The following is a 23830-nucleotide window of genomic DNA, read 5'->3' on the forward strand; positions in this document are numbered from 1 at the left end:
TTGCCAGACATGATTGCTTATCGTATATCAGTGTTCTAGTTGCTGCGAAGGTAGGCATCGCGGATTTCACAGAAATAGACGTAGTGAAAATCTTTCTTGGGATAACAGTCGATAATAACCTGCGGATCTAAAAACAAATCCATATCGAATTGACTTCGATAGAGTTTCCGGCATGATATGGTAAGCTTCGCTTCCTCAAATCCGATAACGGTATTGTCATGGAATACCGGCGTAAGCCCTGCACGAGCAGCCTTGTCTTCATCTCTTCCCGAAACAGTGCCGCAAATTTTAAGGGCTTCGCACATTTTTTCATCGGCAGTATCCAAAAAGGACACGCTCAAGTAATCTTCTTCTTCGGCAAATACCGCAGTATGCCGCTGCGGTCTGATAAACAAAGCAACCATCGGCCGGTTCCATAAATGCCCCATCAATGCCCACGATGCGGTCATAGTATTCCACTCGCCGCGCTCCGTTCCATGTCCGGCACTGACCAATACCCCGTGCTCCGCTAACGCAGAAAAAGGTTTAATTACCTTGTCTACTAATTCAGGTGTTACTTGTAAAGATTCAAACATACATTCCTCCCACTCAAAAAGATATACGGTTATTACTCATCGGTGACATCTTCTTTCTGTTCCATTGCTTCCCCTCTTTTAGAAAAGAATGAGACGGTTATATAACCGATAAGAAATACCGTTCCGGAAACAAGCCGCATCGTAAAAGGCTGACAACTGGTACTCGAATAGAGATAAAGTATCGAACCCGCAACCAAGCCGAGAATAAAAGCATACATCGGTGCAGGAAAGCGTTCCAGCAATACGGCAATCAGCCGTGCTCCGACAACGAGCCCTGCACCAACGCCAAGCGCAATAGGTATAAGCAATAGCATATTAAAATCCGCGACCGCTTGCAGCACTGTCGGGTATACGCCGAGAATCAACAACACAAATGAGCCGGAAATACCCGGAATCAGCATCGCAACCGCAGCCAAAGCTCCCATTAGCGCTAATTTAACCGCAAACGGCAGCGAAAAAACAGTAACAACGGCAGCTGCCTGTACACCGCGGCGCTGTAAGAAAAACATTCCCAGCATCAGCGCAAAACCGACCGCTCCGCAGCATAGCGTTCCATACAGCCATCCGGATTTTAGGGAACCATTCTCTGCAACTGCTGCAGCGGGAATGCCGGTACGAACCTTGCGGAACAAAAACGGTATACTTCCCGCCACAATCCCGATAAAAAAGGCACTGGTCTGCGCCGGATACGCGCGGTATAGCAGCGTAATCACCTTTGCAAACAGCACAATCCCCGCACCGATTCCCAAGGCAAGGCAAAGAATATCCTGCCAAGCCTCCTTTATCCGTTTAAAATTAAGCGAACTCAATATAATTAGTTTATCGTAGACATTACAAATTACCGCAATCGTGCCGCCGGAAACTCCGGGCACAACATTGGCAATTCCAATGAATACTCCGATGCAGAAAAGTTTTAGTAGTGAAATCATACCGTATAAACCTTATATTTTTTCATATTGATACCACAGCAGCACATTTCTACTACACTAAGCCGTGCACACACGGTTCCGGCCTTGTTCTTTTGCACAGTACAATGCTTCATCGGAATGCTTGAGTATATCTTGCACATTATCGTTATGGGCGCAGGGAACTAAGCCGATTGAACAGGAAACAGCCAGCTCAGGATGCTCGTTAAATCTGATGGCGTTTACTCCCTCGCAGACATTTCGACAGAGCGTTTCGGCACGTTCAAAATTTCCTCCGACGATAAAACAGAACTCATCGCCGCCGTACCGTATCAGTGTATCCTGATGGTCAAAGGTTTTCTTAAATACATCGGTAATTGCAAGTAAAATGTTGTCGCAGAATACACTTCCGTAGGTCTTATTCAAAGTGCCGAAACGGTCAACATCCACCATTGCAAAACTGGCGCCGGTGGTTTCAGTGTTCCGGCGGATAAGGTTTCCGATATTGTCATCCAGATAACGGCGGTTAAAGAGCCCGGTAAAGGGATCTGTAATAGCGCGCTTTTTGGCTTCGTCACCCCACTGGATAACCTGCGTCAAAAAGCTGTTTGTCCGCAAGAGGCGGGAAACCGTACTCGACAGCATTTGCTGTAAGATGGAAACGGCAATAACAGGATCGTTTACAATAATCTGAGAAAAGTCACGTGCTTTAAGCATAAAGCAGGAGGTGTTTTCCACCGCCGTACAAGAAGCTGAACGGGCTGTTTGCTCCAACAGCGACATTTCACCAAAAAAATCACCGGAACGCAGCCGTCCCAGTTCGATGTTTTCTTCTCCCGATTTTACCGAAATCGATATACATCCCTGCGCTATAATAAAAAGCTCCGAACCGATTTCGCCTTCATATACGAGGGTCTGACCTGCTTCTACCTCACAATAAAAGAGGGAAGAAAGAACAACTGCCATTTGATTGGGGGTTAAGCGTGAAAAAATAGATGTTTTGCGCAAAACTTCAAGCCACCGCTGTTTTACTTCGAGCATTATATATCCTCCGGAAATAAAATCATCGAACCGCCGCGTTGTCTGCCTATGAGCGGTATACCGGAACATCGCGTTACAATATCGGTATAAATTTTACCGTGCTGGGGGAAAAGAACAACACCGAGGCTCATACTTAAAAAGATTTTCTCCCCGTTAAAAATATGAGAAAGATCCAATGTTTCCAGCTCATTTTTAATTTTCTCTGCAAATGCTCGCGCAGAGTCCTTATCGGTATACACATGGGTAAGGACCGCAAATTCATTCCCTTCGTAACGCACTAAAACGGTATTTTCCGAAAAAGCTTTTTTTAGATGGCCGGCAATAAAGATAAGCGCGGTATCACCTGCTTCATGCCCGAAACTGTCGTTGATCTGCTTAAAGTTGTCCGGTTTCATCATAATGAGCGCAAAAGGTTCTTTGCAAAACTCTGCAAAAGATTCTTCTAAATAGGTACGGTTAAAGAGACCTGAAAGCTTATCGCTATAGACCTGATTCCTCAGTTCGCGTACAACCGGCGAATTCTCTTTAATGAGCATATTGGCGGCTCGGGTACGTTGCGAGGTAAAAATCAACAATGATTGAAAGAGATGAGCAAGTATCCGCGGATTATCGTGGAATAAGGCTTCGAGCGGAACCCCATCTTTGGGAAATTCCAAAACACGGGCTTGTTTGTGTGCTATTGCATACGCATCATGCGGTTTACCGGTAAGCAAGGTAATTTCACCGAATAATTCCCCGGCAACAAATTCAGCCAATGCGGTCTTTTTATCGGGAGAAAGCACTTCCGCACTGCCGTTCAGCAACAGATAAACCTTCGATCCGTTCTCTTCGGGGGTGAATATTATGCTGCCGTCCTCAAACTCATTTGCCTGACAATGCATCATAATTTCGTCTAATTCTTCATCAGTCCACCCTGAAAAGAAAGAAGTCTTTTGTAAAAAAGTTTTTGCTTGAAGAGCCAAGTCCGCTGATAATGGTATTTCTTGCATACCCTGTACTATATCACAAAACGAACAGGGAGTCATTAATAAAGTACGCAATTTTTTTATTGTAACTACGTTTTCCAATTTATCGGTATGGATTATAGCCTTATTTTCATACCTGAAGTGTCATGCTCCCCTACTGTACAGATATCAAATATATGTTACAATGCGTTTACAGATATTTCTAAAACCGTGGGAAGTTCTTTGGAGATCTTCTTTTCTTTAACTTATCTTAAACCCTGATAAAAAAGGAGCATTATATCTTTATGGATCACTTTGGAATGTGGGGCATCATACCCCCCGTTTTAACTATCGCGCTTGCTTTCATCACAAAAGACGTTATCGTTTCGCTTTTTTTGGGGATTTTATCCGGTTGTATTATCGTTGCCGGCGGAAATCCTGCTGCGGCGCTTATGAGACTAACGGATCTGCTCGCCGGTTCCTTAGCTGACGGCTGGAATATCCGCATCTTCCTATTTTGCGGATTGCTCGGGGCACTGGTTGGTATGCTATCAAAAACGGGAGCGGCACAGGCATTTGGATTATGGATGTCCAAAAAACTGAAAAACAAAACCGCGTCCCAGTTTGCAACGTTTATATTCGGTCTAATCGTTTTTATAGACGACTATTTTAACTCTTTAACCGTTGGAACTGTTATGCGCCCAATAAATGATCAACATAAGGTACCGCGTGCAAAGCTTGCGTATATTCTGGATTCCACCGCAGCCCCTGTGTGCATTCTGGCGCCTGTCTCAAGCTGGGTCGTTACCGTTATGTCCATCGTGAGAAATTCCGAAGGATTCGGTAAACTCGGCATGAGTGATTTTGAATTTTTTATCCGCGCTATTCCGTACAACCTTTACGCACTGACGACGATTCTGATGATTCTTGTCATCATCTTTTTTAAATCGGATTTCGGTGCAATGAAAAAATCCGAGGACTTAGCAAGAACATCCGGTCTCCTCTGGAACGAAGAACTCTACGGCGTTATCTCCGGTGATATTCCCGAAGAGCAGACGACCCGAGCAAAGCCGATCGATATGCTGCTGCCCATTTTGCTTCTTATTGTTTTCGCCATTGCCTTTTTTCCTGCCGTTTCGTGGATTAACGCTATAGACGGCACGACAATTACCAATATATCACAAGCAGCCGCATCGATGAGTCTCCGCGACGCTTTCATTAATACCGATTCATCCTATGCGCTTTTTTATGCCATTATCTTTACCTTAGCCGTTACATACCTTTACTATCTTGCACGCCGCCTTATGAATCTAAAAGAAGCCAGTGAAGCTGTCCGTGACGGTATAAAATCTATGGTTCCCGCCCTCATTATTTTGACGATGGCGTGGTCAATCGGAACGGTTATACGCTCATCTCCTGCAGACGGCGGTTTAGGACTGGGGCGCTATCTTTCTGAGCTGGTTGTGAACAGTTCCTTCCCGTTGTGGATACTCCCCGCAATCGTTTTTGCGCTATCAGCGGTTATTGCATTTGCAACCGGCACCAGCTGGGGTACGTTCGGTATTATGATTCCGATTATTATGCCGATCGCCGTCGGATTGACGGAAAACGCCGGATTAGCGCAAAACGCTGCGTTTAATGCCGTCTTTATTTGTATTTCGGCAGTTCTCGGCGGAGCCGTCTTCGGTGACCATGCGTCACCAATTTCAGACACAACGATTTTATCTTCTACCGGAGCAGCCTGCCCGCATTTGGAACATGTTGCAACACAAATGCCCTACGCGCTTTTTGTCGCAACGTGTTCGTTAGCAGGTTTTATCACCGGCGGAATCTTTATGAACATTCTTTCCGCATGGCTCGCTGTGTTAGTCGTGTTTACCGGTGGCATGATTCTTCTGCCTAAGATAACGAAGGGGTAAAGTAGCAAGCAATATGCCGGACTAAGCTTGGGGATGGCTATAACTACTTCCCCAAGCTCGCCGATGGAAAAATCAACACACCTCGATGCAACGTGCCGGGGTATGGCTCCCTCCTTACAAATAAAGAAACCGGCAAGCAGGGGCAGCGTCACATTGTTCCTGTGATTATTCAGTCTTCCCTGCACAAAGCCGTTTTAAAATCCGATATCGTAAAGATCAATGTACTGTCACATATCATGCTTTTTACTGTTTATTTGCAATGTACTTATTGGAAGCCTTGTTCCATTTAATGAAGATAGGCCTAATCTGTCTGTCAATGAGTTGTTTCGGCGAATATTATGGTAGAAAGATGTTGTTGTTTTAATCCCCAATAGTTTAGATTGCAAATGGGGCGTTCCCATGATATTATGAGGAAAGGTCGAAAAGGTGTTGAACGGACGCTTCGCGCCCGTTCAACGGGGCGGCGGAATCTCCGCCTGTCGTCCGGCGCACAGCGCCGTCCAACACGCGGATTAAGCTGACGGCGAAGCTCAAAAGTCTAAAGACTTTCTCGCTTCTTGCAGCTTATCCGCCGCCCCGTTAGGTTGATAGCACTGGAGATATAAATATATGAATCTTTTTACATCAGAAATTGAGCAATTAAACTTTGATACAGAGAAAGAGAAAAAATATAATTCATATTTAGGACGTTGTAGTAATAAATGTATAATACAAGATTGCGAAAATAAAGCAATTTATTCACATGTTATTTCTGAAAAGCGGTATTTAATGAATATAAGTAGAGGTGGGCATTTAATTGGTATTGTATCAAAAAGGAAAAAAAATCAAAAATATCTTAGTATCGAATCAATTGGAATTCAAAAGGCTTCTGGGTTTTCAGGTTTTTGCAAAAATCATGATTCTGAATATTACAATATTGATTGCAATGGCTTAAATACTTATTATGATTTATTGTTTCAATTTAAAAGAGTTTTATATAAACACCTTTATTATCATAATTATTATAAGGAATATGAAAATGATTTTGCCACTATCTGGTTGACTAAGTTTGTAAATTTAATTTCAAAAAAATTAAATATTTGCATAAACAAACTTACACATTTATATAAAGAAGAAGCAAGTCGCAAATTTAAAAAATATCATGAAATTGAAAACTATATCAAAGTTGAAATAGAAAATATAAATATGTTAATTGATTCTATTTCGAAATCAAAAAAACTTGATGATGAATCAGTTTTGTCTCATGAGGATATCTGTTTTTATATAATAAGAAAAAGATGGGCGATAAAGCTACCTTGTGCACTTGATGCTGGGTATTACTATTATTTAAATGATGTTTTACTTGCATTTCATTTTTGTATACTTCCTGAAAATGATAGAACAGAAATATTGATGATTTTACCTAAAAATGATCCTGCAGATATTAATAAAAAAATTGTAAAGCAAATGGAAGATGATTTGGGTATATTAAATTTCTGTGAGGCTCTATTAATGAGTTCAGAAAATTGGTATATTTCACCAGAAGTATTTGATACTTTTTCTGATAAAAAAATAAAATTTATGAAGGATGATTTATATTTTATTAACGAAAGAATGTTTTACAATGAATATGATATGTCTATTTTTGATTCAATAAGACATGATATAATTAAACTTTATGATAAGTCAGTTGTTCAAAATGAAAGAAATAAACTAATTAATTTTCCTAAACGAGCTTCTTCTGAAGATCGAATGACTAAATTTAAGGAAAAAATATTTTCTACCTAACACCCGCTTCAACGCTGACATTTGTTTTGTCACGAAAGTTGCTTAAAGTGCCTATACGGCACCGCAACTTTCGCGCCAACTTTGCCGCCGCTTTGCGCGTCAGCAAAGGCACAAATGCAGGTTAAGCGGCAGTTAGACGTATTATATAGTAATACTTAATATGCCTCTTAAATAAAAGTAAAAAGTGTTTTATAATCAGAAAATATGAAATTTAATGAGTTATGTAGTCTTATTAATGACTTAGCAACAACGATGACATTTCAAGAAGCAGGTAATCAACTTGAAAAAGTAATATTTAACTGCTCGAAGAAAGATTTTATGCCGCTTATTACAGAAATCGGAACAATTCCTGAATGTATAGGACACGATTCAACAGAAGAAAAATTGTATTCAAAAGTTTCGGATATAATACTTGCGAAGTGTTTCCATGAGCTTGGACTTAAAGCCATCGTATTACAAGAACGCAGTAATAGCGCCGATATAGAAGCAAAGAGCATCTATCATGATTATTCACTTGTAGGGGACGCAAAATCATTTCGATTGAGCCGAACTGCAAAAAATCAAAAAGACTTTAAAGTTGAATCAATGGATCATTGGCGAGGTGATCACGATTATTCAGTGTTGGTATGTCCGTATTTTCAATATCCTAAGACAGTAAGCCAAATCTATGGACAAGCATTAAATAATAATGTTTCATTATTTTCATGGGAATATTTTTCTATCCTTTTGCAAAATAATATGAAAGAAACAGAAAAAATCAATCTTTCTATTTTATGGAATCAAAGCTCAGTCATAAGCGGAGATACATCTGTTGCCGATAAAAATAATTGTTTTTTTATTCCGCAAAATAAAAACATTTGTAATTTTATGCATATTTCAGACGATACTTTTGAAGCTCATTTATCTTTATTTAAACAATCAATGATAGAACGTGGTGAAGCTGAAATAGATTTCTGGAAACGGAAAATTGAAGAGATACAAACATACTCCAGAGAAAAAGCAATAAATGAGTTGATTGTGTCCTTAAAGCTCAATGAAAAAATTGCAGCTATTACAAAGTTTACAGATTCCTTGAGGAAAGATTATGGATATAAATAAGATTTATAAAGGAGATTCAATCCAGCTCATAAAAAATATTCCTGATAATTCGATACACTTGATTTTAAGTGATATTCCATACGGTATTAGTTTTGATGATTGGGATGTACTTCATAATAATACAAATAGTGCTTTGCTCGGGTGCAGCCCTGCACAAGAAAAATGTGGTGCTGTTTTTAAGAAAAGAGGTAAGCCTTTAAACGGCTGGTCCGAAGAAGATAGGCAAATAGGTAAACAATACTATGAATGGGTTTTAGAATGGGCTGGAGAATGGCTGAGAGTTTTAAAACCTGGAGCAAGTACCTTTGTCTTTGCCGGCAGGAGATTAAGCCCACGTTGTATATGTGCTTTTGAAGATTCAGGATTTACGTTTAAAGATATGATAGCCTGGAATAAGGGGAAAGCTGCTCATCGTGCTCAACGCTTAAGTGTTGTATATGAGCGGCGTGCAGATATGTTTTCTGCTGAAAAGTGGGCTGGGTGGAAACTTGGAAATTTGCGCCCTGTTTTTGAACCTATTTTATGGTTTCAAAAACCTTATAAGGTTGGAGGAACACTTGCAGATAATATGCTGGACTATGAGGTTGGTGCATATAATGAGCATATTTTTAAAAACTATGGATTAGAACCGAATAACAATATTTTCATGGAGTCAACTATTTCGGACACAGGGTTGCACCCAACACAAAAGCCGTTAAATCTCATGAAACTCCTTATAGAACTCACAACAAGTGAAAATCACATCGTTCTTGATCCCTTTTGCGGCAGCGGTACAACCTTAGTGGCTGCAACTCTATTAAACCGCCTCTATATCGGTATGGAGCAAGATGAAACATTTTATAATACCTCAATTAAACGGCTTGAGGAAGTTGCAAAAGAACGGCAAATGACATTATTTACTTAAAAACGTCTAACACCCGCTTAAGCAGTACATAGTAAAAAGGTGATATTTATGTCAGAATTGGATAAGCAAATAAAAGCCATTGAAGATAATATCGAGACCATTAAATCTAGCTCTTTACCTAATGGAACTAAGAGTGATATTCTTGATACATTAACAAAACTACAAATAGAAATAAAAGAGATTGAACCTTTATATGATAATATCGATTCTTTAAAGAAACTTCTCATTGAACCAACGAATAAACAGATTGCTGAATCATATAGACATTTTGACGCAAATAGTAAAAAATCAGAAAGAAAAAATAATATTTTTTTTATTATCAGCTTTATCTTTGGATTATTAGGAATTGCATTAACTATATTGCCTATAATTCAAACTGGATTGCAACAAACCATAACATATTCGTATAATGATTTGGATCAAATATTTTATGATTTTGATTGGATCAGAAATATTAAATACAACTATCAAAAATCACTATCAGTAAAATCTATAGGTTTTGAACTAACTTCACAAAAACTCGATCAGCTATTGAAACTTGAAATAATAATTTCCAATGATTATTTAAGTGCTATCAAAGATGTTTCAAAGGAAGATCAATTAATAATTACAAAACAAATTGAAACGCTTCTTTCATCGTATTTTGGAGAAAGTGTAGAGATAACACTAATTAAATATGACAATTCTTATAATGGATATGAGTTCTTATTTTCTGTTTATAAGAAGTATCTTGACATTATTGAAATAAATCAAAAGAAAAATGATATATGTGCAATTGTAATAAGAGGTAATATTGATTCTTTTCATAAAGTATCATATAAAAATATTAATTTTGGAAAACAAAAAGAAAAATTTATTTCAGATGTTTGTGCCTTTGTTTATTTACTTACTGGTACTAAATATTGTATACATTTAGAAAGTACGATTGCTCCGAAATATATTCGTGGCTTCTATGACGTGTATAGTCAAGCTATAATACTAGTTGAAATAAAATAAAAAACGCCTAACACCTGCTTCAACCTGACATTGCCTTTACGGCAATGCAGGTTAAGCGTTAGTTAGATGGATGCCTTACGGCGCTAAGGAAAAAGATGATAAAGAGTATGATTGAAGAATCAAAAGATGCAGATAAGATTGCTAAACTTAATGAATCTGTTCAGAATCTGCATTATGAGAGATATCCAGAATATTTCAAGCCATATTCATATGACTCTGTTTTACAGTATGTGAAGGAACAATTGTCAAAAGATAATTATCATGCATATATTATTGGCGATCAGAATAATGAGTATGGATATGTTTTATTCTTTGAACAAAATTACATGGAGAATCCATTTAGGAAAGCTTATAAAGGTATTCAAATTGAACACATATGTATTAAAAAAGAATACAGAAATCTAGGTTATGGGAATAAGTTAATGAATTCACTACAAGAATATGCGAATAAAATAGGGGCAACGCAAATAGAGTTATCATATTGGGAATTAAATACAGAAGCAGAACGATTCTATAAAAATGCCGGCTATAAACGAAACATCAGTTTTGTTGTAAAGAAATTATAGTAGGTTGGTTTTTCTGGTAGAAGAGGAATAATATATTGGTAATTATGTTATTAATTTTAATTGTTACATTTTGCTGTGCAATTATCTCATATATTAAGATTAAAAATGATACTGAGAATCATAATATAAGAATAATTAATAAAATATTATTCATAATTTCAGGAAATATATTTATGTTTATTATAGCAATGGTTATTTCTTGTATATTATGGGAAATGTATATTCATATACAAACTATTACTGAATTGGATTCAAATGCTTCACTTTATTTATTTATAGTTACACTTTGTATTCTATTGATTCGAGGAAGAAATTTACCTGGGTATTATTTTAAACGATTTCTGATGAATATATTTACAAAAGAAGAGTCAGAAATAATTACAAGCTGCGCAACTTCAATTTTTTGTTCTACTATAAAATTATTGATCTATCTAGTAGGATTTATATCTGCTCTAATCCTAAATACTATAACATTAAAAAAAGGCATTATAATTTCAGAAGAGATTAAGGATATAGCTGATATTATCAATTATGCAATAATAACTATTATCGCTTTCGATACATCAATTGAAACAATAATTTGTCAAAAAGGGAAAATAATAAAAGAATGGAAAAAGGAAATCTAACACCCGCTTCAACCTGACATTGACTTTACGGCAATGCAGGTTAAGCGAATGTTAGACGCACAATCTTTTGAGGTGATAGGGAAAGAAAAATGAAAAAATATGTATTAGTTATTTTTAGTATTATTTTACCTCTAAATTTATTTGCACAGAAAAATCAATATGGCTCTTTAGAATATGAGTATTGTTTTAAATTAAATACATTTATAGAATCTATAGAAAAAGAATTTCACTATGAATTTCCTGAGTTTATTAATTTAGATAAAGTAAGAAGATATACTTATGACATTTCAAAATTTACGAAAGAAGAGAGGGATTTTTATACAAATTATGTTGGTTCTTATTTACCAGAAATTGTTTTAACAAAAGAATATCTATCATCTCATTTATCAGAATTTAGCATAACACATATAGAAAATGATATTATTTTTTGGGGATTTACAAAATTAAAAAATGGGATAACTTATGAAATTAACGATAAACAATTTTATGAATATGAAACTTTTTCAACTATGCCAATACATAATATTTCAGAATATCAATCTCCTTACACATATGATAAAGGAAAATACGTAAAATTAAAAGATTTTGATATTATAAAAGCAATAATAGAACAAAAAAAACAGAAAATGAATAGACAACATTTAAATAATATAGAAGAAGAAAAAATACGGAAAATTCTAATCGGATTCTATAGATTACTTGGACAAAAAAAATTCGATGAAATAATTGATACATATTTTGATTCAGGTATTGATAGAAAAGAGTATATCAATATATTGTTTTGGGATTATACAGTGCTAAGCTATCAAACAGCTCCTTTTGATATCTATATTAATACATTTTTTAATGATGGTATTGATAAATACGATGAAAATACTATTTTTGTTGAATTAAAATATTCACACCCAATTAACTATGTAAGTTTTGCAATAAAGAGAATAAATGGGAAATATAAAATAGTACAATATATTAGTAGATATGATGAAGAGTGATGAAAAATACCTTATGTAGACGTATAACATGCTTTTCAAAGCCGACAAAACCTACGGTTTTGCGGTTTAAAAGTCATGTTATATGGACTGCATTATCTCAAGATGCTTTTTTAGCATGGTTTTTTAAATGGGCCGAAAAGAAAAATGAGAAAGAAGATAAAATATTAAACAGTTGCGCGAAAGAATGCTTAAAAAAATTTTTAGGCAGTATTTGTCCATCAGAAATAAATTCTATAAAAATATACAGGCAATCGGAAAATATTGATTTATGGATAACAGTTAATGATACATTTCATTTAATTATTGAAGATAAGACAGGAACTTCTGAACATCATAATCAATTAATCAGATACAAAGAAATTGCTAGAGAATGGTATGAAAGTGAGCACGGAATTGATTTTGATAATCATTTTTCATTCGTTTATTATAAATCTGGTGATATTACACCCAATGAAAGGGATAGAGTTTCTAAAGCTCAATATACAATCATAAATAGAATCGCACTTTTAAATGTTTTTGATAAATACGAAATTTCAAATCAAATTTTTTTTGGATTACAAAGCGAAAATACAAAAGAAGCAAAATTTGCAGGATTCTGTATTTAATATTCCTTTTAAAGATATTCTTAAAAAGAAGAACAAAAGTGAATATGTAAAAGGATTTTATAATATATTAGTTCCAGAATTAGATAGTGCATATTGGAGACTAGTGAATAGTCCAAGTAAACAATATTATGGAATGTGGTGGTACTGGTGCGAATGGACTTACGGCACTTTATATTTACAGTTTGATGAATTTGATTTACAAATTCGATTGTGTGATATAAAAAAGACAAAAAATCGAAGTTTTGCAAGAAATGAGGCCTATACTCAGATAATAAATGTTGTTAAAAAAAGTGATTATAAAGGATTCATTAAGAAACCAAAACGATTTGGAACAGGAGCTTCAATGGCAATTGTAAAAATTGATCAATCTCTTTGGATGAAAACGGTTATCTTGATATGAAAAGAATTCTTGAAAAACTACATAAATTAGAACTTTTTTTGTGGAAAACGGTTTTAGGAAATTAAAACAAAAACAACACATAACACCGTTTTCAAAGCCGACAAACGGGACTGATCCCGTTTGCGGTTTAAAACAATGTTATGCTGACACCCGCACTGGGATACCTAGTAAGAAAAAGAGGAAAAAAATGTTAATTGGAAGAATTTTGTTTGCACTTGCTGCTATTTTTGTAATTCTATTTTTTGTATTCATTATAGTCGCAATTGTAAGACTTATAAAAAAGAAAACGGTAAAAATCTATTTTTTATTATCCATAGTAAGCTTATTAGCTTGTATCGTATCCATTTATTTAGGAATTACACTTCTAGAACAAGCGTATCAGGATGACTGTGATGTAGTAAGGCTTCAACATCTAAGTTATTATGGAAATTTAATTGAAGAATATAAATTAAAAGTCGGAAAATATCCATTTGAAGGTGAAAATCAACAAGTTTATGTATTTATATACAATAATGAGCAAAAAGAATATTGCGATGATACAAATCCATATTCTCACATACAAAAAACTTCTAAAGAATTCTTTTCACAATTGGAAAAAGGATTAGGTCGTCAAATTGATCAATTATTTGATCCTCAATATGTTCCAAGTGGAAGACCTGTTTTTTATATCTACATGATTGATGGAAATCAATATTTCTTTACAGTTCACCTTTCTAAAAAATATCCATTTTCAAAAAAAGTAGCTTCAAAATATTATAAAGCAGAAATTTCAAATATTTCCGATGAAGAATATCAGTTTTATAAAATAGAAGAGTTAGAAAAAAATGAAGATTTTAAAAAAGCTACAAATAAGAATTTCGGCGGATATTTTGAATTAAGAAAAAATCAACATATACGAGAGTATGAATAAATAGCATAACAAAGGTTCGTAGCCGACAGCGGGTCGAGCCCGCTACGGTACAACCCATTGTTGAACGGACGCGTAGCGTCCGTTCAACGGGCGGCGGAACCTCCGCCTGTCATCCGGCGCACAGCGCTGTCCAGCATGCGGATTAAGCTGACGGCGAAGCTCAAAAGCTTACAGCTTTCTCGCTTCTTGCAGCTTATCCGCCGCCCCGTTATACGGATTGCCCTGTGGGCAACTTTTTCCTTTTACCATTTGATTATATTAAAAAATAATGCTATAATAATACTGAAGTATGCATAGATATGGAGATTTTTATGGCAAATGCAACATTAGTACAGTTAAAAGTCGATTCCGAAATTAAAGAAGATGTTTCAAGAATATATGAAAATTTAGGGTTGGATTTACCGACTGCAATAAGAATTTTTTTCAAGAAAAGTATTGCTGTGGGAGGATTACCGTTTGAATTGCGAGAAGAAAATATCAGATGGAAAATATATGATCAAGTTCGAAAAAGTATTCAAGACAATAATGTTCCGGAAATGTCGCTTGAAGAAATAAATGCAGAAATTGCTGAAACGAGAAAACAGGTATTCGGTAAATGAAAAAATATGTTGTTATTGATACAAATGTTTTGGTTTCTGCATTGATAACACGAAATGAAAATGCTCCAACTGTAAAAATATTAAAATATCTTTCTCAAAATAAAATAGTACCGGTATACTCTTCGGAGATAGTAAAAGAATACTATGAAGTTTTAAGAAGAGAAAAATTTAAATTATCTGAGGAAATTGTATCAGCTTTAATAAAAGATATAGTCAATAATGGATTAGAAGTAAGAAATATTGTTGAAGTCAAGGAAGAAATGCCGGATCCGAAAGATGTAATATTTTATGCAGTTACATTGACAACAAGAGATAAAGATACATTTTTGGTTACAGGGAATGGAAAACATTTTCCTGAAAAATATTTTATAGTAACACCGGCTAAATTAATGGATATACTTGAAAAAAATTAAAGTAACGTCTAACACCCGCTTCAACGCTGACAAACAGGTCAAGCCACAAATGCAGATCAAGCCACAAATGCAGGTCAAGCGAATGTTATACGGACTCCCACTAGGGCGCTATAATGGGATAATAAATGAGAAAAATTACGATTATATTTATATTATTTTGTATAGTATTTGTTTCATGTTCACAAAAGCAAATTCCATTTAACAAAAAACAATGGATGAGAGAAAAAAATCGATTTTATATGACCGATTCGCTTATTAAAAAATTAAATGAAGATAAACCGAAAAGAGCTGAAATATTTGATTTGCTTGGAACACCAGAACTTGAAGGACGAATTAAAGATACAGAAGTCTCTTATTGGTTAAAATCTGATGGTTTTCTTGCTATGTGGGAATTATATATTTATTTTGATGATAATGGAATTTTTGAATCCGCTGTGGTTGCATATGCCGACTAAAAAACAAAGAAGTATCTTTTCAGTAAGTCAAGATTGCTGAAAAAATAAATTGAACTTTAAGATTCAGCTTAAAAAGCTTTCTTACATCACATACTCACCGCTTTTATGAAATATTTTGTGTTGACAAATACATAAAATAGTATGTATAATATAGATGTATATGACATTTGAATGAGATGAAAATAAAAACGCTGAAAACATACGGAAGCATAAGGTTTCTTTTGAAAAAGCGCAGGATGCTTTTTTTGATACAAACCGTATGATTTTAGAAGATGTAAATCATTCTGTTTCAGAAAAACGTTATTTTTGTATTGGAAAAACAGACGAAGGAATTTCGACAGTGCGTTTTACAATGCGCGGTCAGAATATTAGGATTTTCGGTGCAGGATATTGGCGCCAAGGAAAGAAACTCTATGAAAAGCATTTACAGTAATCCCGAAAAAGCAGTAATGGAAGCATTGGATTCTGCTGTATTAGTGACGGATTTTCTTCCTTCACCAGCAGAGCTTATAAAAAAACAACAAAAGAAAAAATAACAATCTCAATAGATTCTGATTGTATTAATTTTTTCAAAGCAGAAGCAAAGAAAAATAATACAAAATATCAGACTATGATGAATGAAGTACTTTCTCAGTATGCAAAGCATTATGCGGTAAATTGAATTGTAGGATAGAAGAATCGTCTAACACCCGCTTCAACCTGACATTGCGTATAAGCCGCAAATGCAGGTCAAGCGAATGTTGGATGGACGCTGCGCGTCCCTTCGCCGCCCCGTTATGTTGATAAGATTCAAAACAATCAAGGAATACGCAAGTGAGTAAGATTAGGATAGCTTTATTACAATTAATGCCCGGAAAATCCCTTGTCGAAAATATGCATATCGGCATAGAAGCTTGTCGTACAGCAAAAAACATTGGGGCAGATATAGCGTTATTTCCTGAAATGTGGAGTATTGGTTACGAAATACCTGAATCTGTAAATGAATTAAAAAGTAAAGCAATTAATAAAAATGATACGTTTATACGTTTATTCTCGGATTTAGCGAAAGAATTACAAATGGCTATCGGTATAACATTTCTTGAAAAGTATGAACCATTACCAAGAAACAGTATATGTCTGTTTGATAGATTTGGCAAAGAACTATATACCTATGCAAAAGTACATACATGTTCTTTTGGAAATGAAAAAGTTTTAATGCCTGGTAATGATTTTTATGTATCTGTATTAGATACAGATCATGGTTGTATAAAAATAGGTTCAATGATTTGTTATGATAGAGAATTTCCTGAGAGTGCACGAATACTCATGCTCAAAGGTGCAGAAATAATACTTGTACCGAATGCATGTCCAATGGAAATTAATAGAATTTCACAATTAAGAGCAAGAGCATTTGAAAATATGGTTGGCATTGCAACTGTTAATTATCCAAAAGGAAAACCTGATTGTAATGGTCATTCTACAGCATTTGACGGCATTGCCTATAACATTGATGAACCATATTCGCGAGATACATTAATAATAGAAGCCGGAGAGGAAGAAGGAATATATATGGCAACTTTTGATATAAAAGAATTAAGAAAGTATAGAAATAGAGAAGTTCATGGCAACGCATACCGGCAGCCGGCAAAATATAAGATTTTATTATCGGAAGAAAAGCACGATCCATTTATCCGTAATGATTATAGAAAATCAACAACCTAACACCTGCTTCAACGCTGACAAGCGGGATAAGCCCGTTTCCCAGCTTAACTGCCTGTTACCCGGATACCCCTCTGGAATGTTTGGAGAATAAAAAATGGTTTTTGATGGTTTTTTACTAATATCATTTTATTTTTTCGTATTCATTCTTCCTGGAGCCGGAATAATTTTTGGTATTATAGAACTTAAAAATAAAATCTCAAATAAGAACGCTGTTTCTAAAAAGAAAAATAATAGATTTGGTATTTATGGTATTGTTTCAATTCTTTTTATAATTTTTCTTCTTTCTTTTCCTATCCATACAGTTCTTTCTTTAAAATATTCAAAACCTGAATCTTTATTAAACTATTTTGAAAAGAACTTTGATTATTTTGAAAAATACAGTTTTGGTTATATGCCATATACCGCAGGAATATCATGGTGCCGTCTTGGAAAAGAAAGAACTCCAAATGAAAAATATGATGGATACATGAAAATTGAATTGGAATATAGAGTAGGAACATTATTTAATACATATCCGGATAAAAAACATTAATTTTATACATGATAAAAGAATGGTTTTCCCTAAAACAAAAAACTATTATTATTATTTCATAAATCGTTTAGATGAATTTGAGAATCCTGAAAATAAAAATCCAGATTTTATATTACATTGGAAATACTCATTTAATTTTACAGTAGCTTTATTTGATTTAGATAGTAATGTTTTATATATCTATGAATTAGATACATAAATAATCACATAATATCGTTTTCGAAGCCGATATTTTTACGTATGCAAAAATGCAGGTTAAGCAAATGTTATAGCGACGGGGTATAATAAAAACGTAGCTTGGAAAAAATGGAAAGAATATGACTTTACTTATCTCAAATCAGATTATAGAACTGGAACAGACAAATGAATAAATTAACACAAAATAAAGTTAGTATTATTAGCATTTATTTCTTTATTTTCTTATTCTTATTTGTATTATCATTATGTATTTACAAAATATCTGATGGATCAATTACATACATCGAAATGTTACAAGAGGACTATTTAATAATTTTACTTGGTGTTCCATTATTTATTCTTTCAAAGCATAGTTTACTTGATAATTTTATGAGTGTTATTATCATTTTAGGGACAATAATTCCAATAGGGTTTTCAGTTAAGAAAAAGAAGCTCCTGCCATTTATTATCATTAATATATTATCAGTAGCGTTATGGTTCTTTATCGGAATGATTGCGTTTGGTATTAGAAAAGGAGAAAGATAAAACTTCTAACACTTGCTTCAATACTGACATTTCAGACAAGCCGCAATTTATGGATAAAGATATTTATGTAAGTTTACTGCTTTTATTCCAGCAAAAACCATAAATACAGATTTACTGCCGCTACCTCTTCCCTTCTGCCGTAATATGCAGCGTTTTCTCTATCTTTAAGAGGAACGGTATCGCTTCCGTTTTACCGGCAGCATCTTTGGAATTATCTACGGGCACCTTTATTTCAAACGGATTATCATTTGACCACACCACAACCGAAAGTGTAAGGGCAGCATCTTTTTTACCTGAAAAATGAATAACAACCGGAAAATTCGGGCGAGGAGAAGATACAAACGTTGCCGTATCGCCGGAAGCATTTTGTTCAAATCGAACATCGGATTCAAAAATTGCAATATCATTCACTGCGCTCAAGGTTACGGCAAATGCTTCAATTTTTAACGGCGAATCAATGGTAATAGCCCCGATGCTGCGCTCAAAGTAATTTTCAAATGAGGTACGAACAGTTAAAAAACTATCCGCAGTTTCCGCTGTACCCTGTGTATTGCCACGGGTATAATCCGTTATGCTTTCTTCCGCCGGAGAATCGATATATTTTTTTACAACACTGCTTTCATCACCGTTAAGATGTTGAATCAACATCCAGCGATTATGAACGGTATTCCTTGTTGCCGGCATAATAAATACCCAAAGCACTAACACAAGAAACAGCCCGCCCATAACCTTACATTGAATCGGTATCCTAAAAAACGGTTTAGTAATTTTTCTTTTCTTATCAATACTGAGACCAAGCCTGATTAAAAACAGATCAAACGGAACAAAAATACATGCTGATGCAAGGTTGATAAAAAATATGATATGAAACATATATTCGCGATAAAGAATAATATGCGTTACAAACGGCATAAGCGGTAAAAAAAGACATACGATAAATATAATTTGCAGTACAATATTTTTAAAATGATAGGCAGCTAACGATACAAAATAAATGGCCATAAAGATGATTGAAAACGAAAGGTTAAAAAATGAAAAAATAAAAATATTTAATAAACAAACCGCGTGCGCAATAAATCCGTAAATAAAACGATTTGCCGGAAGTGGAATAAATTTATTAAATGCGGTAACGGTAAACATAAAAAACAATGCAAACACATATTTAATCAATAGCGCTGTCAACGGGAATGAATTCAGCTCACTTATAGACGAAAAACGCAGGTAAAAAAGTGCTTCCGTTATCTTGGAACCTAAGAAAAAACTAAGCCAATTGATCAAGAAAAAATAGAGCGGCATCCACCACAATTTAAATAAATCTTTTACATGTTGATCCCGTTTTTTCCCGAATAAAAAACTAAAAAATACCAACCATAGCAAGAATATAATTGACGATACGATAAGCGTTATAACTATATGCTGCTCATTAATGACAACAAGCTTTTTATGCAGCTTAAAAACAAAATAATGAGTATCCCATTCATTACTCATACTCTGAATAATTGCAGGCGCAACCGAAGAGAAAAAATCCGATAAATCCGCACCGGTTTCTATTTTTATCGCTGGAATATTCGCCTCATTATAGAGCCGTAAAGCAGGGTCATCAGGCAGCCAACCGAGACGGTGAAACACAACCGCATTAGTATAAAAGTCAATAGGAATATTTTTTTGTTTCAAAGAGGCGTATACCGTCTTTAGGAACCATGCAGGAGTTGTACCTTTCGATGTTCCCGTAACAATCCGCGCGCCATCGGATTTATCGGGGGCAACAAGACATACAGCGGCATTCGGATATGTGATCAAAGTCTGAATTAACGCCTTAGTCCCCTCGTACCGCTTTACGGGAATGTCAACCGGTAATTCTGAAATATCATTTTTCGTAATAGTAACAATGATATGAGTATCCGGCGCTTCAGCGGATAATTTTTGTGCATATTTTTGCAGTTGCAGGGTTATAGCAGTAGCTTGATTATCACTACCTGCCGATGCGGTAAAGACAATAACCTTATCCGTTTTAGGCCCGAATTCATAAAAAATATTTTCTGCAATCAGTCCTTGAACCGGTAAAAGAAGAAAAAAGAATATCCAACACAAACGTACTGCCGGTAACAATACTTTCTGAAATAAATAGTTATACACGCAGCTCATAAACTGTCATAATCCTGTACCTTACCGGTTGAAAACCATATTTCGATACGCTTATAGGAACGATTTATTCTTCGGACAATGGACGCAGCTTGTTGCCGTGCAGATTCCTCGGCAATGACATCGGGATGGTATTTTTTCAATAAGTGTTTCCATGCTTTTTTGCAATAATCAAGCGGAACACCCGGAAGCACTTGCAAAACGGCAAAATCTTCCGTTAAAGCATCGGGAACGGGAACACGTATCGGTTCAACCTTTTGTTCAGGTTCTTTGTATGTTCTTTTTTTAGGAACACGCCGCTCGATTTTATTTCCGGCGCTTCGGTATCTACCCTGCCGGCCTTCTACCGCTTGTTCAAAGGGATCTTCATCCGTGCCGAGCCGATCACGCAGCAAACTGCCGAGGGTTTCGTAATAATCCGACATTATCGCATTTTCCTCTCTATAATATCATCAAACACGGCGCCGGAACCTCCGGTAACATCTTTCTGCAAAATCGACCCGATAAAATAACGCAAATACTCAGGAGACTCTCCGGCGGTTAAATTCTTTTCAGTTCGTAAAACGGCAATATCCCTGTTTTTCAGGACGGCACCTTTCTGTAAATCTTTTATATAATGCAGCGAACGATTCGTTTTGCCGTAATTCTCTTTTTCCGCAGCAGCAAGTTTTTTTTCACCGTCGCCGATAATACGCCGCAAAAAATCCTTGGAATAGCCGTGAGCCTGCGCTGCGTTAAAAATATCTTCATCGGACTTACCGGTTAATTCCCTTACTATTTTTGACATTTGCAAAAACTGTACGGGTTCCAACGCAACAGGATCATCAAGACCGACATCGCTGCGGGAAAGACAAATATGCTTTTCAAGAATACAGGCACCGCTCAATAACCCCGCTATCGGAACTGCAGCAGGATCAAGAGAATGATCGCTGATACCGACAGGACTATTGAACAACATCGATAAGGATTGCAGCACAGCCGTATTATAATCCGTTTCCGGCGCAGGATACGCCGTTACGCAATGGAGCAACGCCCGCATATTGGCAGGCAAGCCGTTGCTTTCCAAACAGCTTATGGCACGTTCAATATCGCCAAGCCGAGAAACACCGGTCGAAAGAATAACCGGCAGTCCGAATGAAGCAACGCGTTCAAGCAGCGGAAAATGATTGAGTTCCGGCGACGCAATTTTTATAAAAGCCGGATTAAGCTGCCGCAATTCATCGGCGGAACGAAGCCCGAATGCCGAAGCTGAAAAAAGCATTCCAAGCTTATGTGTGTACTGTGCCAATTCACCGTAAAAATCAATACTGCACTCCAGCCCTCTAAAGCGTTCATAGAGGGGAATCCTTCCGGTCGGTAAATTCACAAAACCGGTATCGGGATGCAAAATTTCATCCGCATATACAATCTGAAATTTAACCGCATCTGCTCCGCTTTCTTTAGCAGCCGCTACCAATTCTTTCGCCTTCTGCAAGCTGCCGTTATGCCCCGTCCCAATCTCCGCAATAATCAACACATGCTCTTGCGATGAAAATATGTTTTTTCCTACCGTAAACGCTTTTATCATACTGAGCTTAGTATAGTAAAAACCGCCAATCCTGTATATCTCAAAAAATTTTCAGTAGCAGAGCTTTTCAGTCAAGCTATTTCAATCGTCAATTCCTTATTTTCTCCACTGTTCATAACCTCTGCATAATCGATGTAAAACTTGTTTATAAGACTCATTCTACTGTGTATATCTTTTTCAGCTGTGCATAATGATACAAATTGTGAACAATTCAAACATCATTATTCAAACGCTAACTAACGGCTAAACAATGCTTTAACCTAAATATCAAGAAATTCACAGTGCCTACTATTACTATTACTAAATTTATATTATAATAAAGATAACCTCTTTTTAGGAGAAATCATGAAATTTACATTTACTAAAGAAGTTTTACTAAAAGAAATGGCTATTGCTCAAGAAATCATTTCAAACAAAACAGCAATATCCATACTATCAAATGCCCTGCTCATAGCAAAAGAAGGCAGCTTGACAATCCGTGCAACCGATATAAAAGTAGCCTTTGAAACAAAAATCCCCGTCGATGTTGCCGAAGAAGGTGCAACAACCGTATTCTGCGATAAATTCACCAGTATTATCGCTTCAATGCCTTCCGGCGAAATAGAAGCGGAACAAAAAGATCAAAAACTCATTATCCGTTCTATCAGCAAAAAAGCAAAATTCTCTCTTAAAACCATATCAGATAACGACTTTCCTCCTTTTACCGATTCTTCAAATACTCAATTCTTTGAAGTTCCTGCAAAAGAATTTAAAGAAATGATAACTCAAACGATTTTCGCTGTTTCCGATGATGAAACACGTTACTTTATGAACGGCGTCTACATGGAAAAGAAAGAAAACAATCTGATTTTTGCAGCTACCGATGGCAGAAGATTAGCATTTATTCAACATGATTTTGGGATTGCTTTACCTGATTTTAAAGGGAGTATCATTCCTCCTAAAATTCTTTCTATTGTGCAACGTCGATCTTCGGAAGAAGGTATGATTTCTATCGGAATAAGCGAAAAAAACATATTCTTCCGCTTCAATGCTTATAACTTTTCTTCGGTTTTAATAGACGGTCAATTCCCGAACTATGAACGAGTTATTCCCGAATCTCAAGAACATCACTTTGAAGCTCAATGTGATGATTTCTTACAGGCTTTAAAAAGAGTTGCCTTACTTGTAGAACAAAAATCCAAACGGATATTCTTAAAAATTTCTGCCGGTACGCTCTCCATCACGTCAAATGAAAATGAACTTGGAACAGCAAACGAAGAAATTCCTTGTAAATACGAGGGTGAAGAAATAACCATCGCCTTAAACTATATGTATCTTGAAGAACCGCTCAAGGTACTTGGTTCGGAAAATATCCGCATAGAATTTACCGATCCGATGCGGGCTATCACATTACGGCCGGAAACAGATACTCATTTCTTCCATATTATTATGCCGATGCAAATGGAGTAGT

General features: G+C 35.7%; 29 protein-coding genes and 1 pseudogene. 23 read left to right on the top strand and 7 right to left on the bottom strand.

Annotated features, from left to right (window positions below):
- Positions 1–35 precede the first annotated feature (35 nt).
- Genes QI63_RS05080 through QI63_RS05095 form a run of 4 tightly spaced genes read right to left on the bottom strand, consistent with a single transcriptional unit; the run spans position 36 to position 3510 of the window.
- Complete coding sequence (locus QI63_RS05080; protein WP_044014444.1) at positions 36–575, bottom strand: flavin reductase family protein; 540 nt, start codon at positions 573–575, stop codon at positions 36–38.
- A 32-nt stretch (positions 576–607) separates the two neighbouring features.
- Positions 608–1504 carry a DUF368 domain-containing protein gene (locus QI63_RS05085; protein ID WP_044014446.1) on the bottom strand — a complete coding sequence of 299 codons (897 nt, stop codon included), beginning with the start codon at positions 1502–1504 and terminating at the stop codon, positions 608–610.
- A 57-nt stretch (positions 1505–1561) separates the two neighbouring features.
- Positions 1562–2521, bottom strand: coding sequence for a GGDEF domain-containing protein (locus QI63_RS05090; RefSeq protein WP_044014447.1), 960 nt, complete (start codon positions 2519–2521; stop codon positions 1562–1564).
- Positions 2521–3510 (bottom strand): GGDEF domain-containing protein, encoded by a 990-nt coding sequence (locus tag QI63_RS05095; protein WP_235619790.1) that lies wholly within the window; start codon positions 3508–3510, stop codon positions 2521–2523. Before QI63_RS05095 ends, QI63_RS05090 begins: the two co-directional genes overlap by 1 nt.
- Before the next feature lie 260 nt (positions 3511–3770).
- Between QI63_RS05095 and QI63_RS05100 the strand changes: the two genes are divergently transcribed.
- The 22 genes and pseudogenes from QI63_RS05100 (at position 3771) to QI63_RS05195 (ending at position 18671) form a co-directional block, all read left to right on the top strand.
- The gene (locus tag QI63_RS05100; RefSeq protein WP_044014449.1) at positions 3771–5384 is read left to right on the top strand and encodes a Na+/H+ antiporter NhaC family protein; all 1614 of its coding nucleotides are present in this window, start codon (positions 3771–3773) and stop codon (positions 5382–5384) included.
- 386 nt (positions 5385–5770) lie between these two features.
- Positions 5771–5905, top strand: a complete 135-nt coding sequence (locus QI63_RS13400) for a hypothetical protein (protein WP_255347335.1) — start codon at positions 5771–5773, stop codon at positions 5903–5905.
- An 88-nt stretch (positions 5906–5993) separates the two neighbouring features.
- On the top strand, positions 5994–7151 hold the full coding sequence (locus QI63_RS05110; protein WP_044014453.1) for a hypothetical protein: 1158 nt from the start codon (positions 5994–5996) through the stop codon (positions 7149–7151).
- Between the two features lie 204 nt (positions 7152–7355).
- Entirely contained in the window at positions 7356–8249 is an 894-nt protein-coding gene (locus QI63_RS05115) for a HindIII family type II restriction endonuclease (protein ID WP_002687478.1), read from the top strand.
- Positions 8236–9153, top strand: a complete 918-nt coding sequence (locus QI63_RS05120; RefSeq protein WP_002687479.1) for a DNA-methyltransferase — start codon at positions 8236–8238, stop codon at positions 9151–9153. Before QI63_RS05115 ends, QI63_RS05120 begins: the two co-directional genes overlap by 14 nt.
- 48 nt (positions 9154–9201) lie before the next feature.
- The gene (locus tag QI63_RS05125) at positions 9202–10149 is read left to right on the top strand and encodes a hypothetical protein (RefSeq protein ID WP_044014458.1); all 948 of its coding nucleotides are present in this window, start codon (positions 9202–9204) and stop codon (positions 10147–10149) included.
- Between the two features lie 107 nt (positions 10150–10256).
- Positions 10257–10715: a GNAT family N-acetyltransferase gene (locus QI63_RS05130; protein WP_044017081.1), complete on the top strand. Its 459-nt coding sequence runs from the start codon at positions 10257–10259 to the stop codon at positions 10713–10715.
- A 44-nt stretch (positions 10716–10759) separates the two neighbouring features.
- Positions 10760–11341, top strand: a complete 582-nt coding sequence (locus tag QI63_RS05135; protein WP_235619791.1) for a hypothetical protein — start codon at positions 10760–10762, stop codon at positions 11339–11341.
- 89 nt (positions 11342–11430) lie between these two features.
- Complete coding sequence (locus tag QI63_RS05140) at positions 11431–12333, top strand: hypothetical protein (RefSeq protein WP_044014460.1); 903 nt, start codon at positions 11431–11433, stop codon at positions 12331–12333.
- Complete coding sequence (locus QI63_RS12400; protein ID WP_052185486.1) at positions 12333–12938, top strand: PD-(D/E)XK nuclease family protein; 606 nt, start codon at positions 12333–12335, stop codon at positions 12936–12938. Before QI63_RS05140 ends, QI63_RS12400 begins: the two co-directional genes overlap by 1 nt.
- Positions 12919–13338, top strand: coding sequence for a hypothetical protein (locus QI63_RS05150; RefSeq protein ID WP_044014462.1), 420 nt, complete (start codon positions 12919–12921; stop codon positions 13336–13338). Before QI63_RS12400 ends, QI63_RS05150 begins: the two co-directional genes overlap by 20 nt.
- Positions 13339–13378: 40 nt before the next feature.
- On the top strand, positions 13379–14248 hold the full coding sequence (locus QI63_RS05155) for a DUF3810 domain-containing protein (RefSeq protein WP_144389660.1): 870 nt from the start codon (positions 13379–13381) through the stop codon (positions 14246–14248).
- Between the two features lie 60 nt (positions 14249–14308).
- Positions 14309–14545, top strand: a complete 237-nt coding sequence (locus QI63_RS13125) for a hypothetical protein (protein ID WP_215904705.1) — start codon at positions 14309–14311, stop codon at positions 14543–14545.
- A gap of 14 nt (positions 14546–14559) precedes the next feature.
- Positions 14560–14847, top strand: coding sequence for a type II toxin-antitoxin system RelB/DinJ family antitoxin (locus tag QI63_RS05165; RefSeq protein ID WP_044014468.1), 288 nt, complete (start codon positions 14560–14562; stop codon positions 14845–14847).
- The gene (locus QI63_RS05170) at positions 14844–15260 is read left to right on the top strand and encodes a putative toxin-antitoxin system toxin component, PIN family (protein ID WP_044014469.1); all 417 of its coding nucleotides are present in this window, start codon (positions 14844–14846) and stop codon (positions 15258–15260) included. The genes QI63_RS05165 and QI63_RS05170 overlap by 4 nt, the downstream gene beginning before the upstream one ends.
- A 125-nt stretch (positions 15261–15385) precedes the next feature.
- A complete protein-coding gene (locus tag QI63_RS05175) occupies positions 15386–15715 on the top strand; it encodes a hypothetical protein (RefSeq protein WP_044014471.1) in 330 nt (109 codons plus the stop codon).
- Positions 15716–15902: 187 nt separating this feature from the next.
- A pseudogene (locus QI63_RS05180) lies at positions 15903–16148 on the top strand (BrnT family toxin); the annotation flags it as partial.
- Complete coding sequence (locus QI63_RS13405) at positions 16129–16251, top strand: hypothetical protein (RefSeq protein WP_255347336.1); 123 nt, start codon at positions 16129–16131, stop codon at positions 16249–16251. The pseudogene QI63_RS05180 and the gene QI63_RS13405, both read left to right, overlap by 20 nt.
- A 23-nt stretch (positions 16252–16274) precedes the next feature.
- Positions 16275–16376: a BrnA antitoxin family protein gene (locus QI63_RS13265; RefSeq protein ID WP_235619827.1), complete on the top strand. Its 102-nt coding sequence runs from the start codon at positions 16275–16277 to the stop codon at positions 16374–16376.
- A 152-nt stretch (positions 16377–16528) separates the two neighbouring features.
- Complete coding sequence (locus tag QI63_RS05185; RefSeq protein WP_044014473.1) at positions 16529–17416, top strand: carbon-nitrogen hydrolase family protein; 888 nt, start codon at positions 16529–16531, stop codon at positions 17414–17416.
- A gap of 94 nt (positions 17417–17510) precedes the next feature.
- A complete protein-coding gene (locus tag QI63_RS05190) occupies positions 17511–17948 on the top strand; it encodes a hypothetical protein (protein WP_235619792.1) in 438 nt (145 codons plus the stop codon).
- Positions 17949–18311: 363 nt separating this feature from the next.
- The gene (locus tag QI63_RS05195) at positions 18312–18671 is read left to right on the top strand and encodes a hypothetical protein (RefSeq protein WP_044014475.1); all 360 of its coding nucleotides are present in this window, start codon (positions 18312–18314) and stop codon (positions 18669–18671) included.
- Between the two features lie 120 nt (positions 18672–18791).
- Here QI63_RS05195 and QI63_RS05200 read toward each other — a convergent pair whose 3' ends face one another.
- From QI63_RS05200 to QI63_RS05210, 3 genes are read right to left on the bottom strand one after another with little or no spacing between them, the layout of a single operon-like run.
- Positions 18792–20816, bottom strand: a complete 2025-nt coding sequence (locus QI63_RS05200; protein WP_044014477.1) for a hypothetical protein — start codon at positions 20814–20816, stop codon at positions 18792–18794.
- Positions 20813–21238: a J domain-containing protein gene (locus QI63_RS05205; RefSeq protein WP_044014479.1), complete on the bottom strand. Its 426-nt coding sequence runs from the start codon at positions 21236–21238 to the stop codon at positions 20813–20815. Before QI63_RS05205 ends, QI63_RS05200 begins: the two co-directional genes overlap by 4 nt.
- On the bottom strand, positions 21238–22380 hold the full coding sequence (locus tag QI63_RS05210) for an N-acetylneuraminate synthase family protein (RefSeq protein WP_044014480.1): 1143 nt from the start codon (positions 22378–22380) through the stop codon (positions 21238–21240). Before QI63_RS05210 ends, QI63_RS05205 begins: the two co-directional genes overlap by 1 nt.
- A gap of 345 nt (positions 22381–22725) precedes the next feature.
- Here QI63_RS05210 and dnaN point away from each other — a divergent pair, with 345 nt between their 5' ends.
- Positions 22726–23829, top strand: coding sequence for a DNA polymerase III subunit beta (dnaN, locus tag QI63_RS05215; RefSeq protein WP_044014482.1), 1104 nt, complete (start codon positions 22726–22728; stop codon positions 23827–23829).
- Position 23830: the final 1 nt, after the last annotated feature.

The organism is Treponema sp. OMZ 838 (genome assembly GCF_000775995.1).
Lineage (GTDB): Bacteria > Spirochaetota > Spirochaetia > Treponematales > Treponemataceae > Treponema.